At 42.6% G+C, this 18119-nt stretch carries 18 protein-coding genes; all 18 read left to right on the forward strand.

Annotated elements, in window-relative coordinates:
- Window positions 1-300: 300 nt before the first annotated feature.
- The 18 genes from rfbD (at window position 301) to folC (ending at window position 18114) form a co-directional block, all read left to right on the forward strand.
- Window positions 301-1203, forward strand: coding sequence for a dTDP-4-dehydrorhamnose reductase (rfbD, locus tag PSU78_RS12365; RefSeq protein WP_300388572.1), 903 nt, complete (start codon window positions 301-303; stop codon window positions 1201-1203).
- Between the two features lie 44 nt (window positions 1204-1247).
- Window positions 1248-2135: a glucose-1-phosphate thymidylyltransferase RfbA gene (gene rfbA / locus PSU78_RS12370; RefSeq protein WP_300388450.1), complete on the forward strand. Its 888-nt coding sequence runs from the start codon at window positions 1248-1250 to the stop codon at window positions 2133-2135.
- Window positions 2132-2674 carry a dTDP-4-dehydrorhamnose 3,5-epimerase gene (gene rfbC, locus PSU78_RS12375; protein ID WP_300388451.1) on the forward strand — a complete coding sequence of 181 codons (543 nt, stop codon included), beginning with the start codon at window positions 2132-2134 and terminating at the stop codon, window positions 2672-2674. The genes rfbA and rfbC overlap by 4 nt, the downstream gene beginning before the upstream one ends.
- 163 nt (window positions 2675-2837) lie before the next feature.
- Complete coding sequence (locus PSU78_RS12380) at window positions 2838-3149, forward strand: pyrimidine/purine nucleoside phosphorylase (RefSeq protein ID WP_300388453.1); 312 nt, start codon at window positions 2838-2840, stop codon at window positions 3147-3149.
- A 108-nt stretch (window positions 3150-3257) separates the two neighbouring features.
- Complete coding sequence (locus tag PSU78_RS12385; protein ID WP_300388454.1) at window positions 3258-3752, forward strand: YajQ family cyclic di-GMP-binding protein; 495 nt, start codon at window positions 3258-3260, stop codon at window positions 3750-3752.
- A gap of 29 nt (window positions 3753-3781) precedes the next feature.
- Window positions 3782-5197 carry a 3-isopropylmalate dehydratase large subunit gene (gene leuC / locus PSU78_RS12390; protein ID WP_300388456.1) on the forward strand — a complete coding sequence of 472 codons (1416 nt, stop codon included), beginning with the start codon at window positions 3782-3784 and terminating at the stop codon, window positions 5195-5197.
- Window positions 5198-5215: 18 nt separating this feature from the next.
- Entirely contained in the window at window positions 5216-5335 is a 120-nt protein-coding gene (locus tag PSU78_RS12395; protein WP_300388458.1) for an entericidin A/B family lipoprotein, read from the forward strand.
- Between the two features lie 57 nt (window positions 5336-5392).
- Complete coding sequence (gene leuD, locus PSU78_RS12400) at window positions 5393-6031, forward strand: 3-isopropylmalate dehydratase small subunit (RefSeq protein WP_300388460.1); 639 nt, start codon at window positions 5393-5395, stop codon at window positions 6029-6031.
- An 82-nt stretch (window positions 6032-6113) separates the two neighbouring features.
- Window positions 6114-7169 (forward strand): 3-isopropylmalate dehydrogenase, encoded by a 1056-nt coding sequence (gene leuB, locus PSU78_RS12405; RefSeq protein ID WP_300388462.1) that lies wholly within the window; start codon window positions 6114-6116, stop codon window positions 7167-7169.
- A gap of 47 nt (window positions 7170-7216) precedes the next feature.
- A complete protein-coding gene (gene asd, locus PSU78_RS12410) occupies window positions 7217-8329 on the forward strand; it encodes an aspartate-semialdehyde dehydrogenase (protein ID WP_300388464.1) in 1113 nt (370 codons plus the stop codon).
- 150 nt (window positions 8330-8479) lie between these two features.
- The gene (locus PSU78_RS12415) at window positions 8480-11455 is read left to right on the forward strand and encodes a FimV/HubP family polar landmark protein (protein ID WP_300388466.1); all 2976 of its coding nucleotides are present in this window, start codon (window positions 8480-8482) and stop codon (window positions 11453-11455) included.
- Between the two features lie 73 nt (window positions 11456-11528).
- The gene (locus PSU78_RS12420; RefSeq protein WP_300388574.1) at window positions 11529-12176 is read left to right on the forward strand and encodes a CbiQ family ECF transporter T component; all 648 of its coding nucleotides are present in this window, start codon (window positions 11529-11531) and stop codon (window positions 12174-12176) included.
- A gap of 25 nt (window positions 12177-12201) precedes the next feature.
- On the forward strand, window positions 12202-13020 hold the full coding sequence (gene truA, locus PSU78_RS12425; protein WP_300388468.1) for a tRNA pseudouridine(38-40) synthase TruA: 819 nt from the start codon (window positions 12202-12204) through the stop codon (window positions 13018-13020).
- Window positions 13021-13082: 62 nt separating this feature from the next.
- A complete protein-coding gene (locus PSU78_RS12430; protein ID WP_300388470.1) occupies window positions 13083-13700 on the forward strand; it encodes a phosphoribosylanthranilate isomerase in 618 nt (205 codons plus the stop codon).
- Between the two features lie 68 nt (window positions 13701-13768).
- Window positions 13769-14971 carry a tryptophan synthase subunit beta gene (gene trpB / locus PSU78_RS12435; protein WP_300388472.1) on the forward strand — a complete coding sequence of 401 codons (1203 nt, stop codon included), beginning with the start codon at window positions 13769-13771 and terminating at the stop codon, window positions 14969-14971.
- Between the two features lie 20 nt (window positions 14972-14991).
- Window positions 14992-15795: a tryptophan synthase subunit alpha gene (trpA, locus tag PSU78_RS12440; protein ID WP_300388474.1), complete on the forward strand. Its 804-nt coding sequence runs from the start codon at window positions 14992-14994 to the stop codon at window positions 15793-15795.
- A 73-nt stretch (window positions 15796-15868) separates the two neighbouring features.
- Entirely contained in the window at window positions 15869-16732 is an 864-nt protein-coding gene (gene accD / locus PSU78_RS12445; RefSeq protein ID WP_300388476.1) for an acetyl-CoA carboxylase, carboxyltransferase subunit beta, read from the forward strand.
- Between the two features lie 68 nt (window positions 16733-16800).
- Window positions 16801-18114, forward strand: a complete 1314-nt coding sequence (gene folC, locus PSU78_RS12450) for a bifunctional tetrahydrofolate synthase/dihydrofolate synthase (RefSeq protein ID WP_300388478.1) — start codon at window positions 16801-16803, stop codon at window positions 18112-18114.
- Window positions 18115-18119 lie beyond the last annotated feature (5 nt).

The following is an 18119-nucleotide window of genomic DNA, read 5'->3' on the forward strand; positions in this document are numbered from 1 at the left end:
AGCCACACATAGTCTCAGTTTGCAAAATTATGGTGGATTTTTAGAGATGCCCTTAGGTTTAAGCCTAATATTATCATGTGAAATAACTCAAAAACTTCATATTTATTATACGCATACTTGCATTTTGCCCAATACTCAAATAGGTGAGGCTCTTTAAGTATGCCTATTGCTTTAAGCAATAGTGGGTTGATTCAACGTTTATATAGGATAATTGACGGGTTATCTTCCTGTTATTGCTTGATTTCTATTTGAAAAATTTAATTAGAATAATAGTTTTCGTGTAGGTGAAATATGAGTTCAATAAAAATTCTTTTGTTTGGTAAAAATGGTCAAGTGGGTTGGGAGCTACAGCGCAGCTTAGCTCCTTTGGGTGAAGTGATTGCTTTGGATGCACGCAGCTTGGATTATTGCGGTGATTTTACAAATCTTGATGGGCTTGCAGAAGCTATTCGAGCTATTGCACCAGATGTGATTGTGAATGCGGCCGCACATACTGCAGTAGATAAAGCAGAAAGCGAGCATGAACTGGCGCGCACTATTAATGCGCTTGCACCAACCGTTTTGGCGAATGAAGCTAAGCGTATTGGGGCATGGCTGGTTCACTATTCAACTGATTATGTGTTTGATGGCAGTGGTGAAGCGCCAAGACTTGAAACGGACACTACTGCGCCATTAAGTGTATATGGTCACACCAAACTAGAGGGCGAAAATGCGATTGTTGTATCAGGCTGTAAGCATTTAATATTTCGCACGAGCTGGGTGTATGCTGCGCGCGGCGGAAACTTTGCTAAAACCATGCTGAAGCTTGCGCAAGAGCGAGATGCGTTAAAAGTGATTAACGATCAAATTGGTGCGCCAACAGGAGCTGATTTACTTGCAGACGTCACTGCACACGCTATTCGCAAAGCTTTAGTAAGCCCAGAAGTGAGCGGTTTATATCATCTTGTTGCAAGTGGTGAGACTTCTTGGCACGGTTACGCCAGCTTTGTCATTGAGCAAGCGCGTCAAGCAGGCGTTGAGATTAAAGTGGCTGTTGATGCAATTCAGGCTGTGCCGACCTCAGCTTTTCCTACGTCAGCCAAAAGACCATTGAATTCACGTTTAAGTACTAAAAAATTACAAAATAGTTTTGACTTAGTTTTGCCAAGTTGGCAAAGTGGCGTCACTCGATTGCTGGCTGAAATTCTAAATAAACATCATTAATAGCTATTGTGAAGTATAAATAAAAGAAAAAGTTGAGGTGAGTTATGGCAACACGTAAAGGTATTATCCTCGCAGGTGGTTCTGGCACTAGGCTTTATCCTGTAACCAAAGTTGTTTCAAAGCAGTTGTTACCCATTCATGATAAGCCGATGATTTATTATCCGCTTAGTACTTTAATGTTAGCGGGAATACGCGATATTTTAATCATATCGACACCAAAAGATACGCCGCGTTTTCAGGAGTTATTGGGTGACGGCAGCGACTGGGGTTTGAATTTAGAATATGCAGTACAACCAAGTCCAGATGGGTTGGCACAGGCATTCATTATTGGTAAAGACTTCGTTGGCAATGACCCTAGTGCATTGGTGCTTGGCGATAATATTTTTTATGGACATGACTTGCATATGCAGCTTGAGCAAGCCACTGCGCGCGAGCATGGCGCAACGGTGTTCGCTTACCACGTGCAAGATCCAGAGCGTTATGGTGTGGTGGCTTTTGACGGCGATGGTCGTGCAACTAGTTTGGAAGAAAAACCACTAAAACCTCAAAGTAATTATGCGGTGACCGGTTTGTATTTCTACGACAATCAGGCCATAGATATTGCAGCCGACCTAAAACCCTCTGCAAGGGGCGAATTAGAAATTACAGATTTGAATCGTGTTTACCTTGAACGCAATCAATTAAGTGTTGAAATTATGGGGCGCGGCTATGCATGGCTAGACACAGGCACTCATGAAAGCATGATTGATGCGAGTAACTTTATTCAAACGATAGAGCAACGACAAGGGCTTAAAGTCGCTTGTCCAGAAGAAATCGCTTATCGCAAAGGCTTTATTAATGCAGCGCAAGTAGAAAAGCTGGCACAGCCATTAGCTAAAAATGGCTACGGTCAGTATCTGCTTCGCATGTTGAAAGATGGAGTACAACCTTGATAGTCACGCCAACAGCCCTTGCAGATGTACTAGTGATTGAACCCAACGTTTTTGGTGACGATAGGGGCTTCTTTTTTGAAAGCTTTAATCATGCGAAATTTGAAGCTGCAATAGGTAAGTCAGTTAAGTTCGTACAAGATAACCACTCTAAATCGGCAGAAAACGTATTGCGTGGGATGCATTACCAAATTCAACAGCCACAAGGTAAATTGGTGAGGGTAGTGCAGGGCGTGGTATTTGATGTTGCTGTAGATATTCGCAAGAATTCGCCTACTTTTGGTCAATGGATAGGTGAGATTTTGTCCGCGGAAAATAAAAAACAACTTTGGGTGCCAGAAGGATTCGCGCACGGCTTTGTTGTGCTTTCTAAAACCGCAGAGTTTTTATATAAAACGACTGATTATTATGCGCCTGAGTTCGAGCGTTGTATCGCATGGAATGACCCTAAAGTCGATATCAAATGGCCTATTAATGGTGCAGCGTTATTGTCTGCAAAAGATCAACAAGGTAAATCTTTTGCTGAAGCGGAGTGTTTTTAGTCAATTTATTCTGAGTTCTAGCTAGAACTCATTGTATTAAGTCGTTTATTCTCTTCAAACCTGTTCGTGCACGCTTTAATCTCTATGCACCATATTGGCTGGGTGTTGGTTAGGCGTGTCTTTTCTGCGATAATGTTATTTTGATTATTAATGAAAGCAGCAAATGGCACAATTTGACAATGTCAGCGTAAAAAAGAAAGCTAATATTTACTTCGATGGTAAATGTGTTAGTCACACAGTCATGCTTCCAAATGGCACGCGCAGCACTATTGGCGTTATTTTCCCAAGTACACTTACATTCAATACAGCAGCACCAGAATTAATGGAAATTAATTCTGGCTCATGCAAAGTTCGCTTAAGCGGTGAAGAAGCATGGAAAACTTATGCTGAGGGTGAGAAATTTACTGTCCCTGGTAACTCAAGTTTTGATATTGAAGTAATCGAAACCCTAGACTACGTTTGCCACTTCGAGTAAAGACGGCTCGACTCTGCGGCGTTATTTCGCGCTCGTCGTACTAAACGTACTGCCTTCGCAATCATGCCTTGCATAGTCTTCGCTTATAGGTTTATTAGGAGTTAAATTATGCCAAGTTTTGATATTTCATCTGAAGTTGATATGGTCGCGTTAAAAAATGCGATTGATACTGCGGGTAAGCAAATCACCAATCGTTATGATTTTAAAGGCACTTCAGCCAAGGTTGAGTTGAATGAGAAAGACAGTGTTATCACCTTGTTTGGTGATAATGACTTTCAGCTGGATCAGATTAAAGATATTTTGCTGCCTGGGATGGAGAAGAAAGAGCCTGATTCAACGAAACGTCTTGAGCATAAGGATGTCCAAAAAGTCGGCGGCAATAAAGTTAAGCAAGAGCTTAAAATCAAAGATGGTATTGATGGCGATTTAGCAAAACGCATCAGTAAATTGATTAAGGATTCTGGCTTAAAAGTACAGGCAAGTATTCAAGGCGACACTGTTCGTGTGAATGGTGCAAAGCGCGATTTATTGCAAGATGCAATTGCTTTTGTGAAAAAGTCTGTGACGGATTTTCCATTGCAGTTTGGTAATTTTAGAGATTAGTTGTTAGGTTGAAACCTTAGGTTAAAAAAATGGCAAAAACGCTATACGATAAGTTGTTTGATTCCCACGTTGTACATGAAGAAAACGGTACGGCGCTGATTTACATTGACCGTCATTTGGTGCATGAAGTCACAAGCCCTCAAGCATTTGAAGGCTTACGTCTGGCTGGTCGTAAGCCATGGCGTATTTCATCAATTGTAGCCACTGCTGATCACAACACACCTACCAATGGCTGGGATAAAGGCTTGGCGGGGATTGCTGACCCTGTAGCACGTTTGCAGATTGAAACGTTGACAAGCAATATTAATGAGTTTGGTGCAAAAGCTTATTTTCCGTTCATGAATAAAAACCAAGGGATTGTGCATGTGGTTGGTCCTGAGCAGGGTGCGACTTTGCCAGGTATGACCGTGGTGTGCGGTGATTCTCATACCAGCACACATGGCGCATTCGGCGCATTGGCGCATGGTATCGGTACGTCAGAAGTCGAGCACGTCATGGCGACACAATGCTTGGTGCAAAAGAAGTCTAAAACCATGCAGGTCTTAGTCAATGGCGTATTAGGTAAAGGTGTCACGGCTAAAGATGTAGCATTAGCCATTATCGGCAAAACAGGTACTGCTGGTGGTAACGGATATGCGATTGAGTTTGCTGGCTCTGCGATTCGCGGCTTGAGCATGGAGGGCCGCATGACCTTGTGTAACATGGCGATTGAAGCAGGTGCGCGCGCAGGTTTGGTTGCAGTGGATGATAAGACGATTGAGTATGTGAAAGGTCGTCCATTTTCACCTAAAGCAGACCAATGGGACGCAGCCGTTGCCTATTGGAAAACATTGCATACTGATTCAGGTGCTGAGTTTGATACCGTTGTGGCTTTAAATGCTGAAGATATTCAGCCGCAAGTCACTTGGGGAACTTCACCCGAAATGGTGGTGAGTATCGACGGACGCGTGCCGAGCTTGGATTTAGCTAAAAATGAGGTGCAACGCGCAGATTGGGAGCGTGCTTACGCTTACATGGGATTAACACCAAATACGCCTATCAACGAAATCAATATTGATAAAGTTTTCATTGGTTCTTGTACAAACTCACGCATTGAAGATTTGCGTGCTGCCGCTGCTGTGGCTAAAGGCAAGCATGTCGCACCTAATGTTAAGTTGGCGTTAGTGGTGCCAGGCTCTGGTTTGGTAAAAGCACAAGCGGAACAAGAAGGCTTGGACAAGATTTTCATAGCAGCTGGATTTGAGTGGCGCGAACCAGGTTGCTCGATGTGTTTGGCAATGAATGCTGACCGACTTGAACCGGGTGAGCGTTGTGCTTCAACCTCGAATCGTAATTTTGAAGGTCGTCAAGGTCAAGGCGGCCGTACGCATTTAGTGAGTCCTGAAATGGCTGCTGCTGCTGCGGTAGCCGGACATTTTGTAGATGTACGACAATCATTAACTTAAGTTTATAAGGGGTTTTGAATGAAAAAAATGTTAACTTTACTCGCTTTGAGTTTTGCGCTAACTGCTTGTAACACTATCCATGGCATGGGCCAAGATATTGAAAAAGGTGGTGAAGCCATCAAAAAATCCGCGAGTTAATTTCGCTACTTAAGTCATTTAAAGACTTATATTTTAAAGAGTGTGTTAAAGAAAAATATGGAAGCTTTTACAAAATTAGATGGCTTGGTCGCTCCCTTAGATCGCGCCAATGTCGATACGGATGCGATTATTCCTAAGCAGTTCTTGAAGTCGATTAAGCGCTCAGGTTTTGGACCGAACGCATTTGATGAATGGCGCTATTTAGACCACGGTGAGCCTGGTATGGATAACTCCAAGCGTAAAATCAACCCTGATTTTGTGTTAAATAAAGCACGTTATCAAGGCGCTAGCGTTTTGCTTACTCGTGAAAATTTTGGTTGTGGTTCATCAAGAGAACACGCGCCATGGGCACTTGAAGATTTTGGTTTTAAAGTCATTATTGCTTCAAGTTATGCGGATATTTTCTTTAATAACTGTTTCAAAAACGGTATGTTGCCAATTGTGTTGTCAGCTGAAATTGTAGATAACTTGTTTAACCAAGTGTTTGCAACAGAGGGCTACAAACTCGATGTGGATTTAAGTGCTCAAACAGTGACCACTCCAAGTGGTGAAGTGCACAAGTTTGAGGTCGATGCTTTCCGTAAACATTGCCTGTTGAATGGTTTGGATGACATTGGTTTAACCATGCAACATCAAGACAAAATCAAAGCGTTTGAAGCAAAGCATCAACAAGCGCAACCATGGCTGTTTAATTAACTGGTTTTTAATTAAAAAGCTGCGCGGCTATTAAATCAAATAAGTTCAAATTTAGTAAGTTTTAAGTTAAGAAAGTAATTTCATGAAAATCGCAGTATTGCCAGGTGATGGCATCGGTCCAGAAATCGTAGCTCAAGCAGTTAAAGTGCTAAAAGCACTCAATTTAAATCTCACTATGACAGAAGCACCGATTGGCGGTGCTGGTTATGAGGCTGCGGGTGATCCGCTGCCAGATGCGACTTTGCAATTAGCTAAAGATTCTGATGCGGTTTTATTGGGTGCAGTAGGTGACTGGAAATATGATAAGTTAGAGCGTCATTTACGCCCAGAGCGTGGTTTATTACGCATTCGTAAAGAGCTTAATTTGTTTGCAAACTTACGCCCAGCTTTGCTTTATCCTGAGTTGGCGGGCGCGTCCACACTCAAGCCAGAAGTGGTTTCTGGTTTAGATTTAATGATTATTCGTGAGCTTACAGGTGATATTTACTTTGGTCAGCCGCGCGGCATTAGTACGTTAGAAAATGGTGAGCGCGAAGGCATCAATACGATGCGCTATAACGAGTCTGAAATTAAACGTATTGGCCGTGTGGCGTTTGATATTGCAATGAAACGTAACAAGAAAGTCTGCTCTGTAGATAAAGCAAATGTGTTGGAAACGACTGAGTTGTGGCGCCAAGTGATGATTGAGTTGTCAGCAGAGTATCCAGAAGTTGAGTTAAGCCATATGTACGTTGATAACGCTGCAATGCAATTGATTCGCGCGCCTAAACAATTTGATGTGATGGTCACTGGTAATATTTTTGGTGACATTCTGTCTGATGAAGCTTCAATGCTCACAGGCTCAATTGGCATGTTGCCATCTGCTTCACTGGATGCAAATAACAAAGGTATGTACGAGCCTAGTCATGGCTCTGCACCTGATATTGCAGGTAAAGATATTGCGAATCCATTAGCAACTATTCTGTCAGTCGCTATGATGTTGCGTTATACATTCAATGATGAAGCTAATGCAGTTAAGATTGAAAACGCATGTAAAAAAGCTTTAGCTCAAGGCTATAGAACCGCTGATATTGCAACAGAAGGTTGTAACTTGGTGGGCTGTAATGCGATGGGCGAAGCTGTTGTTGCGGCACTATAAATTTAAACGTTAAATAGTTGCTGCATTAAATTAATAAGGTTATGAAAATGCTTAAAGTTGGATTTGTTGGTTGGCGCGGTATGGTTGGTTCAGTCCTCATGCAGCGCATGATGGAAGAGAGTGATTTTGCCTTAATCGAACCGCAGTTTTTCACGACGTCACAAGTCGGTGGAAAAGCACCGAACATTGGTAAAGATTCTGCATCATTAAAAGATGCAATGAGTATTGCAGATTTAAAGGCAATGGATGCAATTGTGTCATGCCAAGGCGGCGATTACACCAGCGAGATATTCCCTAAACTTCGTGCAGAAGGTTGGACTGGGCATTGGATTGACGCGGCATCAACATTGCGCATGGAAAAAGATGCCGTGATTATTCTTGATCCAGTGAATATGCACGTGATTCAAGATGCTTATGCACACGGTAATAAAAACTGGGTGGGCGGCAATTGCACAGTGTCATTGATGTTGATGGCATTAAATGGTTTGTTTAAAGCCAATTTAGTGCAATGGGCAACTTCAATGACTTACCAAGCAGCTTCTGGCGCAGGTGCGCAAAATATGCGTGAATTACTCAAACAAATGGGTGAAGCGCATTTTGCAGCTAGCGAGTTATTGGCAGATCCTGCCTCTGCCATTCTAGACATAGATCGCACCGTTGCAGGTACTTTGCGTGATGATAAATTCCCAACTTCAAATTTTGGCGTGCCACTGGCAGGTAGCTTGATTCCTTGGATCGATAAAGATTTAGGTAATGGTCAAAGTAAAGAAGAGTGGAAAGGCGGCGTTGAAACGAATAAGATTTTAGGCCGCGAAGCTAATCCTATTGTGATTGATGGTCTTTGTGTGCGCATCGGCGCGATGCGTTGTCACAGTCAAGCGCTGACAATTAAACTAACAAAAAACGTGCCATTAGATGAAATCAACCAAATGCTGGCAGAGGCTAATCAGTGGGCAAAAGTGATTCCAAATGAGCGTGATGCTAGTATGCGCGAGCTTACACCTGCTGCTGTGACTGGTACTTTAAATACACCAGTAGGTCGTTTACGTAAGTTAAGTATGGGTGATGACTATTTATCAGCGTTTACCGTTGGCGACCAATTGCTATGGGGTGCTGCTGAGCCGTTGCGCCGTATGTTGCGGATTTTAATAGAGAAATAACTTGAATGACCTGAGTGCTGTTGTGAAAATAATAGCACTCAAACGCAACGCATATATAGCCTTTGAATATAATGTGCATTATCAGCTTGCATAGCTAACTATTTGATGTTATTTTAATATTTAGGTATAAAGTTTGATCAAGGGCTAAATGTGCGTAAATCTAAAATAAAGCAAATTTCTCTGGCTGTGTGCTTAGCACTATTGCCGTTATCTAGCTACGCTGCAGGACTGGGTAAGCTGAACGTGAATTCAGGGATAGGTGAACCACTCAAAGCTGAAATCGAGCTTTTATCAGTAACACCAGAAGAGCTTTCTACTCTTGCTGCTTCAATTGCTTCAGAAGATGCATACGCACAACAAGGCATACCACGCTTAGGTATCCACAATAATATTAAAGTGGAAATTGCAAAAAATGCCGATGGTTCACCCGTTCTAAAAATACGTTCAAGTCAGCCAGTCAGTGATCCATATCTCGATATGCTGATACAAGTAGACTGGGCTACAGGACGTTTACAGCGTGAATATACAGTATTGTTAGACCCACCTGGTTACAAACCTGAAAGTACAGCTTCAGTTCCAGTGAATTTGCCTTCGAGTGGGGGTGCAAGTAATACCCAATCTACTGCTAAAGCTCCAACTTCTAGTATGGGAGATACTGCTCAGCCAGTCACACAAAAATCAAAAAAGCAAAAAAGACCAGCGCCACCAGTCGTTCAGCAAGAGCCAGTTTCAGAACCTGTAGCTAAGAATGAGCAAGAGCTAACGACCAAACGCGGTGACACACTTAGCGCAGTTGCAAAAGAAGTACAGGTTGAAGGTGTTAGCTTAGACCAGATGCTGGTTGGTTTGTATGAGAACAATAAAGAGGCTTTTGCTAAAGGCAATATGAATCGCCTTAAAGTTGGTCAAATTATTAAAGTGCCGTCTAAAGAAGAGTTGACTAACATTGATGATCAGCAAGCTAAAAAAACAATCAAAATACATTCAGCTAATTGGAACGCTTATCGTAACGCTTTAGCAGGTAATGTTGAGGCTGCTCCAGCAATGGCTGAAGCTGAACAAAAACAATCTACATCAGGAAAAATTGCTACGGCGGAGGATAAGGCAGCGCCTGTAGCCATGGGTCCTAAAGATGTTGTTAAGCTCTCAGCGGGGGATAAAGCCGGTACAAAAAATGCAAAAGATGCTGCTAAATCTGTAGAGGCGAAAATTATTGCGCTACAAGAGGAAACCACTGCGCGTGAGAATTCTTTAAAAGAAGCTAATGATAAAACTGCTGCGTTAGAAAAACAAATCGCGGACATGCAGAAACTGATTGCGATGAAAAGTCAGTCGATGGCAGACATGCAAAAGAATGCAGAAGCCACGGCTAAAAAACCTGAAGCAGTTGATGCGCCAACAGATGTTGCTAAAACCGAAGTTGCCCCTGTAGTTGATGCAAAACCAACTGAAGTGGTGACCCCTCCAGTAGAAATGCCAATTGCACAGCCAGAAGTTAAAAAGCCTACTGCAGCTGCACCTGTGATTGTGCCTATCCCTGTGGCAGAGGAGCCTAGCTTCCTTGCTGGTCTGATGAATTCAGTTGATTTAGCGGTGTTGGGTGGGGCTGGAGGTGTAGCGTTGCTGGGTGCTGGCTGGATGTTTCTGCGCAACAAGCGTAGAAAAGACTTAGATAGTTTTGAGCGTGGCATTCTAACTTCTGGTGGATTGCGCGCTAACACAGTATTTGGCAACACGACTGGTAATGCCAGTATGTCTGATACCTCATTCTTAACAGATTTTGCACAAAGCGCTGATGGCAGCATGATCGATACTAATGATGTCGATCCAATTGCTGAGGCAGAAGTTTACATGGCTTATGGTCGTGATGCGCAAGCTGAAGAAATACTGAAGGATGCCATTTCAAAAGAGCCGAAACGCTACGAATTACATCTTAAATTACTGGAAATGTATGCGGCGCGTAAGGACACTTCAGCGTTTGAGACAATAGCAGGCGAGCTTTACACTACATTAGGCGCTGATGATCCAACGTGGGCTAAAGTGGCTGCTATTGGAGTTGAAATGGAGCCAAGTAATCCGCTTTATAATGTGAGTAAAGCTGTTGCTGTGAGTCCCCCAGTCACACAAAAACTTGCTGCAGCTGATTTTTCTGATGTGGCGGTTGCTGAGGGTGCGGGCTTAGATTTCTCATTCAATGATGATATGTTAGCTAATAATAAGTCTAGCGAAGACGATGCCAATTCAGCCGTGATGCAAAGTTTTGCCGAAGCACAAAACATCGATTCAGATATTTCTTTTGACCTTGGTACTATAGATGACGCAGCAGAAGGCAATAAACCTACGGCTATGGCTCTAGAATCGGCAAGTACGGTGGACTTCCTTGCAGATGAAAAACTCTCCGAAGTTCCCCCTAAAGACGATACATCGAATTTGATGGATTTTGATTTAGGTGAATTTACAAGTAAATCAGTGCCAGAAGAGATTGTTAGTGAAATTGCAGCGCCCGAGATGACGGCTAATACATTGGAGTTTAATGCACCTGATATTCCTAACTTTAGCGGCGGTGTTGATTTAGCTGACAGCTCTGGTTTGACTGATAGCACTGAGATTTCATCAGCAGATTTTGACATGAACTTCAATTTGCCAACAGATGCAGATGAGTTGACTGAGATAAATTTAGCGACACCAAGTTCTATAGAAGATATTTCATTTGATCTTGATTTTGCGGCAGACACAGATGTTAAGCCTGCGGCAGAGCAATTGCAAATGGATGCCTCAGAAATAACTTTCGACTTCCCTAGTATCGAAGAGCCAGTTGCCTCCAAGGAAGAGGTGAGGGCTAAATCTGAGGAATTTGAAGCCAACACGTTCGATTTATCTGCTATTGATTTGAATTTAGCTGATGATGAATCTGAATTGTCACATGAAAAACCTACGCCTAAAAAAGCTGCTGCTGGTGAAGTAATGGCTGAGTCGCCAGATGTTAATATTAAGTTAGATCTTGTTGCAGCTTATATTGATATGGATGATAAAGAGGGTGCGCGTGAACTTTTGGAGGAAATTCTAAAAGAGGGTGGACCAGTGCAGCAATTACGTGCAAAAGAATTATTAGATAGTTTGGTATAAGCTAAATTAAATAAAAAAGCCGAGCAAATAGCTCGGCTTTTTTATTTAAGCGCTTAGTACTTTAATGAAAACAATGCATCCCATCGTTAAAATTTTACTATTCATTTTTACCTTATTGCTCATGAGTTACCTGAGTAATCCACACGTTTTAGTCTTGTGCATAGCCCTGTTTATTTATGCATTATGGTTAGAGCAAGGTGGTTTCTTACGTGTGGTTAAGCGTATGAAATGGCTATTTATTTCAATATTTATTATTTATGCTTTTGGCACACCGGGCGAGTATGTTCAGCACATACCAAACGTTGTCGCACCTACAATTGAGGGGTGTGTCTTGGGGTTTGTGCAAATAGCCAAACTTTTAATTGCGCTTGCTGTTCTTAGTATCTTGTTTGCAACAAGCTCAAAAGAACAGTTGATGATCGGGCTGCATTTATTACTTTCGCCACTCAATCTATTAGGCATTAATACCAATAAATTTACCGCTAGGTTATTGCTCACATTGGATTATGTTGAGGAATTGGCGGCAAAAGAGAAGTTCAAGTTTAAGTTTGATCAATTGGATAAAATGCTTTCAACAACTGAGCTAGTACATAAAGATAGGGTAATTGTGTTGCAAAGTTTCCCACTTAAATGGACTGATATACTGGTAGTCATGGTATTGATTATTAGTACAATTGCACTATTTTATTTTAGAGAGTTTAATGTTGAGGGATTGTTTTGATTCTTGTTGTAATTAAGGTGTCGCTTTGAGAGTTGCCCTTGGTTTAGCTTATGATGGTGCCAATTTCTGTGGTTGGCAAAGTCAGCCCAACGGAGGCGGGGTTCAAGATGCACTTGAGTTGGCTATATCAAGCATCGCCCAACATCAAGTGAGAGTGCATGCAGCAGGTCGCACAGATACTGGTGTGCATGCGCATTGTCAGGTGGTTCATTTCGATACAACGAGTACTCGCCCCGTTACAGCTTGGGTGCGTGGTGTCAATGCGTATTTGCCTGAGACAGTTCGAGTAGAGTGGGCGCATGAAGTAGATGACGATTTTCATGCGCGCTTTTCAGCTTTTTCGCGCAGTTATCAGTATTTACTTTACAACGCGCCAGTTGCACCAGCCTTAATGGCAACTAAAGCTGGCTGGTTTCACTTACCGCTTAATGGCGAGGCGATGTCTGAAGCTGCAAGCTATTTAATTGGAGAGCATGATTTTAGTGGGTTTAGAGCTTCGGAGTGTCAAGCTAAAACGGCGACTAGACATATGATTAAGTCTGACGTGAAAATGACTGGCAAGTACTTTATCTTTGAGTTTACTGCCAATGCATTTTTACAACACCAAGTACGCAACATGATAGGTGCGTTGGTTTATATAGGCAAGGGTGCTTATCCACCAGTGTATATGAAAGAGCTGCTGCATAAGCGTGATAGAACGCTATCGCCACCCACTTTCTCTCCTAATGGATTATATCTAACTGGAGTAGGCTACGACCCAAAGTGGGGGCTTCCAATTAATCAAGCTGACAGTCAACAAGACATACAAAGCGATAGCCAAAGTCACATCCATGTCCTCATTTAAGCGTTACAATAACGCTTTAGGCATTTTGTATTTAAATTTAAAAGTCACTGTGAAAGTTTTTCTTGAGAGTTAGAGTCAAAATTTGTGGTATTACGCGAGTTGAAGATGCATTAAGTGCTGTTGAACAGGGGGCTGATGCGATTGGCTTGGTTTTTTATGATAAAAGTCCGCGAAATGTCGGCATCAATCAAGCGATAGAAATTGCTCATCATATTCCAGCATTTGTCAGTGTGGTTGGTTTATTCGTAAATGCTGAACCTAGCTTTATTAATGAAGTCATAGCAGAAGCTAATATTGATCTTTTGCAGTTTCATGGAGACGAAAGTCCTGAGGAATGTGCTAGCTACTCTTTACCTTTTATCAAAGCAATTCGCGTTAAGTCGGATACAAATTTGGTACAATATGCAAAAGAGTATTCAGCCGCTAAAGCCTTATTATTAGATGCCTATACAGAGGGCGCGTTTGGTGGAACAGGTCATGTATTCGATTGGAATTTAATTCCTAAGCAGCTGGCAAAGCCAATCATACTCGCAGGCGGTTTAAAACCTGATAATGTGGCTCAAGCGATACGCCAAGTCATGCCTTATGCCGTTGATGTCAGCGGTGGCGTAGAAGCATCAAAAGGCGTAAAAGATGCAGCAAAAATTACAGCATTTATGCGCCAAGTGTATAGCAATTAAAAACATGTATTGGCAATTTCAATTCCCTTAGAAATATTGCTCAAAAATTTGAATGTGGAGAACTAGAAATGCAGCTTTATGATATGCCAGATGCAAGTGGGCATTTTGGACAATTTGGTGGTACCTTTGTTGCTGAAACTTTAGTTGAAGCGCTAGAAGAGTTACGTGTGATGTATGAAAAGTACAGGCACGATCCAGTGTTTTTAGCTGAGTATGCTTATGACTTGAAACACTTTGTTGGTCGCCCAAGCCCAATTTATCATGCAAAACGTTTGTCTGATAAAGTCGGTGGTGCGCAGATTTATCTTAAACGTGAAGATCTTAACCATACTGGCGCTCACAAAATTAACAACACTATCGGTCAAGCTTTATTGGCTAAACGCATGGGTAAACCCCGCGTCATTGCAGAAACAGGCGCGGGTCAGCATGGTGTAGCTACAGCCACCATTGCAGCACGGTTAGGGCTTGAGTGCGTTGTTTATATGGGCTCTGAAGACGTTAAACGTCAAGCGCCAAACGTATTTAGAATGAAGTTGTTAGGTGCAACCGTTGTACCTGTTGAAAGCGGCTCCAAAACGCTTAAAGATGCCTTGAATGAAGCAATGCGCGATTGGGTGACCAATGTTCATAACACTTTTTATATTATCGGCACAGTAGCAGGTCCACATCCATATCCTATGATGGTGAGGGACTTTCAAGCAGTGATTGGCATTGAAGCTAAAGAGCAAATGATGGAAATGGCTGGTCGTCAACCTGACGTAGTGATGGCCTGTGTGGGAGGTGGTTCCAATGCTATGGGTATTTTTTACCCTTATATTGATGTGCCTAATGTGCGTTTAATCGGTGTTGAAGCTGCGGGCTTGGGCATGGATACAGGCAAGCATGCTGCACCATTAACTGCAAATAGCCCTATCGGTGTTCTTCATGGCAATCGCACGTATTTAATGCAAGACGCTGATGGTAATATTATTGAAACACACTCAGTATCTGCTGGTTTGGATTATCCAGGTGTAGGACCGGAGCACGCTTGGTTGAAAGACATTAAACGTGCGGAATATGTTGCGATTACTGATGATGAAGCAATGGCAGCATTTCATAATCTATGCCGCACTGAAGGTATTATTCCTGCGCTAGAAACCAGCCATGCGTTGGCCTATGCAGAAAAGCTAGCTAAAACCATGAGCAAAGACCAAATTATATTAGTCAATTTATCAGGTCGTGGTGATAAAGATATTAATACCGTGGCCAAGCTAGCTAACATTACTCTTTAAACTTATAAAAAATATAACTCATGTCACGTATTCAAACAATTTTTACAGCACTTAAACATCAAGGCAAAACGGCTTTAATTCCATATATCACAGCGGGCGACCCACACCCTAAGCACACCGTGAGTCTGATGCACACTTTGGTTAAACATGGTGCAGATATGATAGAGCTAGGCGTACCATTTTCTGACCCAATGGCAGATGGCCCTGTGATTCAACGCGCCAGTGAGCGTGCTTTAATGCATAAGGTTGGTTTAACTGCTGTGCTCGATATGGTCAAAACATTTCGTGAAACCAATCAAACAACGCCAATTATACTCATGGGTTACGCAAACCCTATTGAAGCAATTGGCGCTACAGCATTTGCAGATCGTGCAAAAGCAGCGGATGTAGATGGTGTGATAACTGTGGATTATCCGCCAGAAGAGTGTGGTGACTTTGTTCAGCAATTGCGCTCTAGGGATATTGATCCTGTGTTTTTGTTGTCACCAACCACTGACCAAAAGCGTGTGGATTTAATTGTGAATCAAGCCAGTGGTTTTGTTTACTACGTGTCACTAAAAGGCGTTACTGGCGCTGCGAATTTGGATATTACTGAAGTTTCACAACGAGTGGCTTCAATCCGCACGCAAACCAATTTGCCGGTAGGTGTGGGTTTTGGTATTCGTGATGCAGCAACTGCAAAAGCTACTGCTGCTATCGCTGATGCGGTTGTAGTTGGTAGCCGCATGGTGCAAACCATTGAAGCTTCAAATGATGAGAACTTGTTAATCAATGTAGCTACGTTGATGGATGAGCTTAAAGCCGCAGTGGACGCTGCAAAATAACTAGTTTTTAATAATCGGCAACAAAATAATTAAACGATAAAATCGTAAAAACTGTTACCAAGGGGATAGTGTTATGGGTTGGTTAAATCAATTACCACAAAAGATCAAACGTGTTGTTGGCGGCGATAAGAAAACTGTACCAGAGGGTTTATGGAGTAAATGTCCAGCCTGCCAAACAGTTTTGTATATGAAAGATCTAGCTGATAACGCTGAAGTTTGCCCAAAATGTTCTTATCACAATCGTATTGGCGCGCGAGCCAGATTAGCCCAATTACTTGATGCAGAAGGTCAATTCGAAATCGGTGCAAATGTTGTGGCTGTTGATACACTAAAGTTTAAAGACAGCAAAAGCTATGCTGAGCGTATTAGAGAGTCACAAAAATCTGTTGGGGAAAAAGATGCTTTGATTGTGATGCAAGGCAGCATTAAAACCGTGCCAGTGGTTGTTGCTGCATTTGAATTCAAGTTCATGGGCGGCTCTATGGGCTCAGTCGTTGGTGAGCGTTTTGTCCGAGGTGTGCAGACGGCCATTGATAACAAAATGGCGTTCATTTGTATTTCCGCCAGTGGTGGCGCGCGTATGCAAGAGGGTTTGCTCTCATTGATGCAGATGGCTAAAACCAGCGCGGCGCTTACCCAGTTGAGTAAAGCTGGATTACCCTTTATCTCTGTATTAACTGATCCAACCATGGGTGGTGTATCAGCAAGTTTCGCCATGTTGGGCGATATTATTGTGGCAGAACCACAAGCGTTAATTGGCTTTGCGGGTCCACGCGTGATTGAGCAAACTGTGCGTGAAACCTTGCCACATGGCTTTCAGCGTGCAGAATTCTTGTTAGAGCATGGCGCTATTGATTTAATTATTGATAGACGTGAAATGCGTAATCGATTAGCAGGTCTTTTGGCTAACTTGATGCGCTTACCTGTTGCGGCTTAATTATTTGCGCATAGCTTCTTCTCAATTGTTTCAATGCCTAAGGCTAATTTTGGCTGATGGCTCATCACATGCATCATTCTAAATCGACGAAAAACCTAGCCAAATGGCTAAGTTATATTGAAAGTTTGCACCCCAAATCTATTGCAATGGGTTTGGATAGGGTTAAGCAAATGATTGACCGTCTGAAATTGCATCCTAAATTTACCATTATCACTGTGGCGGGAACCAATGGTAAGGGTTCTACATGTGCAATGTTAGAGCAAATTTATACTGATGCTGGCTATCAAGTAGGCTGCTATACCTCACCGCATTTGCTACGTTATAACGAACGTGTGCGTATTAATAAACAAGAAGTGAGTGACGACGCGCTTTGTGCAGCATTTGCTGCGGTAGATGCTGCTAGGGGGGAAGCTGCCAGTACAGATGCCAGTGTAGATGCAAATAGCGAAATCATTGCACTCACCTATTTTGAAGTAGGCACGCTAGCAGCCATGTGGCATTTTATACAGACGGGCGTGGATGTTGCAATTTTAGAAATAGGCTTAGGAGGCAGGCTAGATGCTGTGAATGCCTTTGAGCCTGACTGCTCTATTGTGACAAGTGTTGATTTAGACCACCAAGAGTTTTTAGGCAATACGCGTGAAAGCATAGGTTTTGAAAAAGCGGGCGTTTACCGTCCATACGTACCAGCGATATGTGGCGACCCTAACCCACCATTGAGCTTAGTTTCCTTTGCGCATGAAGTTAAAGCCAATTTTAAACGTGTGCACCATGATTTTGATTTTACTTTAGACGGAGTCGATAGTTGGAGATACTCCGCTGGAGAGGTCGCTTATCTATTACCTACTCCAGCTTTAAAAGGCGCTTATCAGCTCAATAATGCAGCATGCGCTGTTTGTGCTGTTGAGTCACTTCAATCTCAGCTGCCTGTAACCGCTGCCAATATAGCAAGCGCTATGCATCAAGTAAGTTTAGCTGGGCGTTTCCAGACAGTTTCCACTTCACCACATGTTATTTTAGATGTTGCTCATAATCCACATGCTGCGCGCGCCTTAGCTGCAAACCTCAATGCGAGCAGAACGCCTCAAGGCCAAACAATCGCAGTGTTTGCAATGCTGGCAGATAAAGACATGCAAGGCGTGGTGCAGGCCGTTAAAGATGAAATTGATCTATGGTATATCGCGGGAATTGATAATGTTAGAGGTGCAGCAGCTGAGGAGCTGGCTGCAATTGTTTCTGAAATCGATCCGCATGCGAAGTTTAAAACCTTCTCAAATGCCAATATTGCTTACCAACAAGCCTGTATTGATGTCGGTGAAAATGATAAAATACTCGTATTCGGTTCTTTTTATACAGTTGCAAGCGTGATGCAAACGTTTTAGTCCGA

It is taken from the genome of Methylotenera sp., assembly GCF_029945705.1.
In the GTDB taxonomy this organism is placed as follows: domain Bacteria; phylum Pseudomonadota; class Gammaproteobacteria; order Burkholderiales; family Methylophilaceae; genus Methylotenera.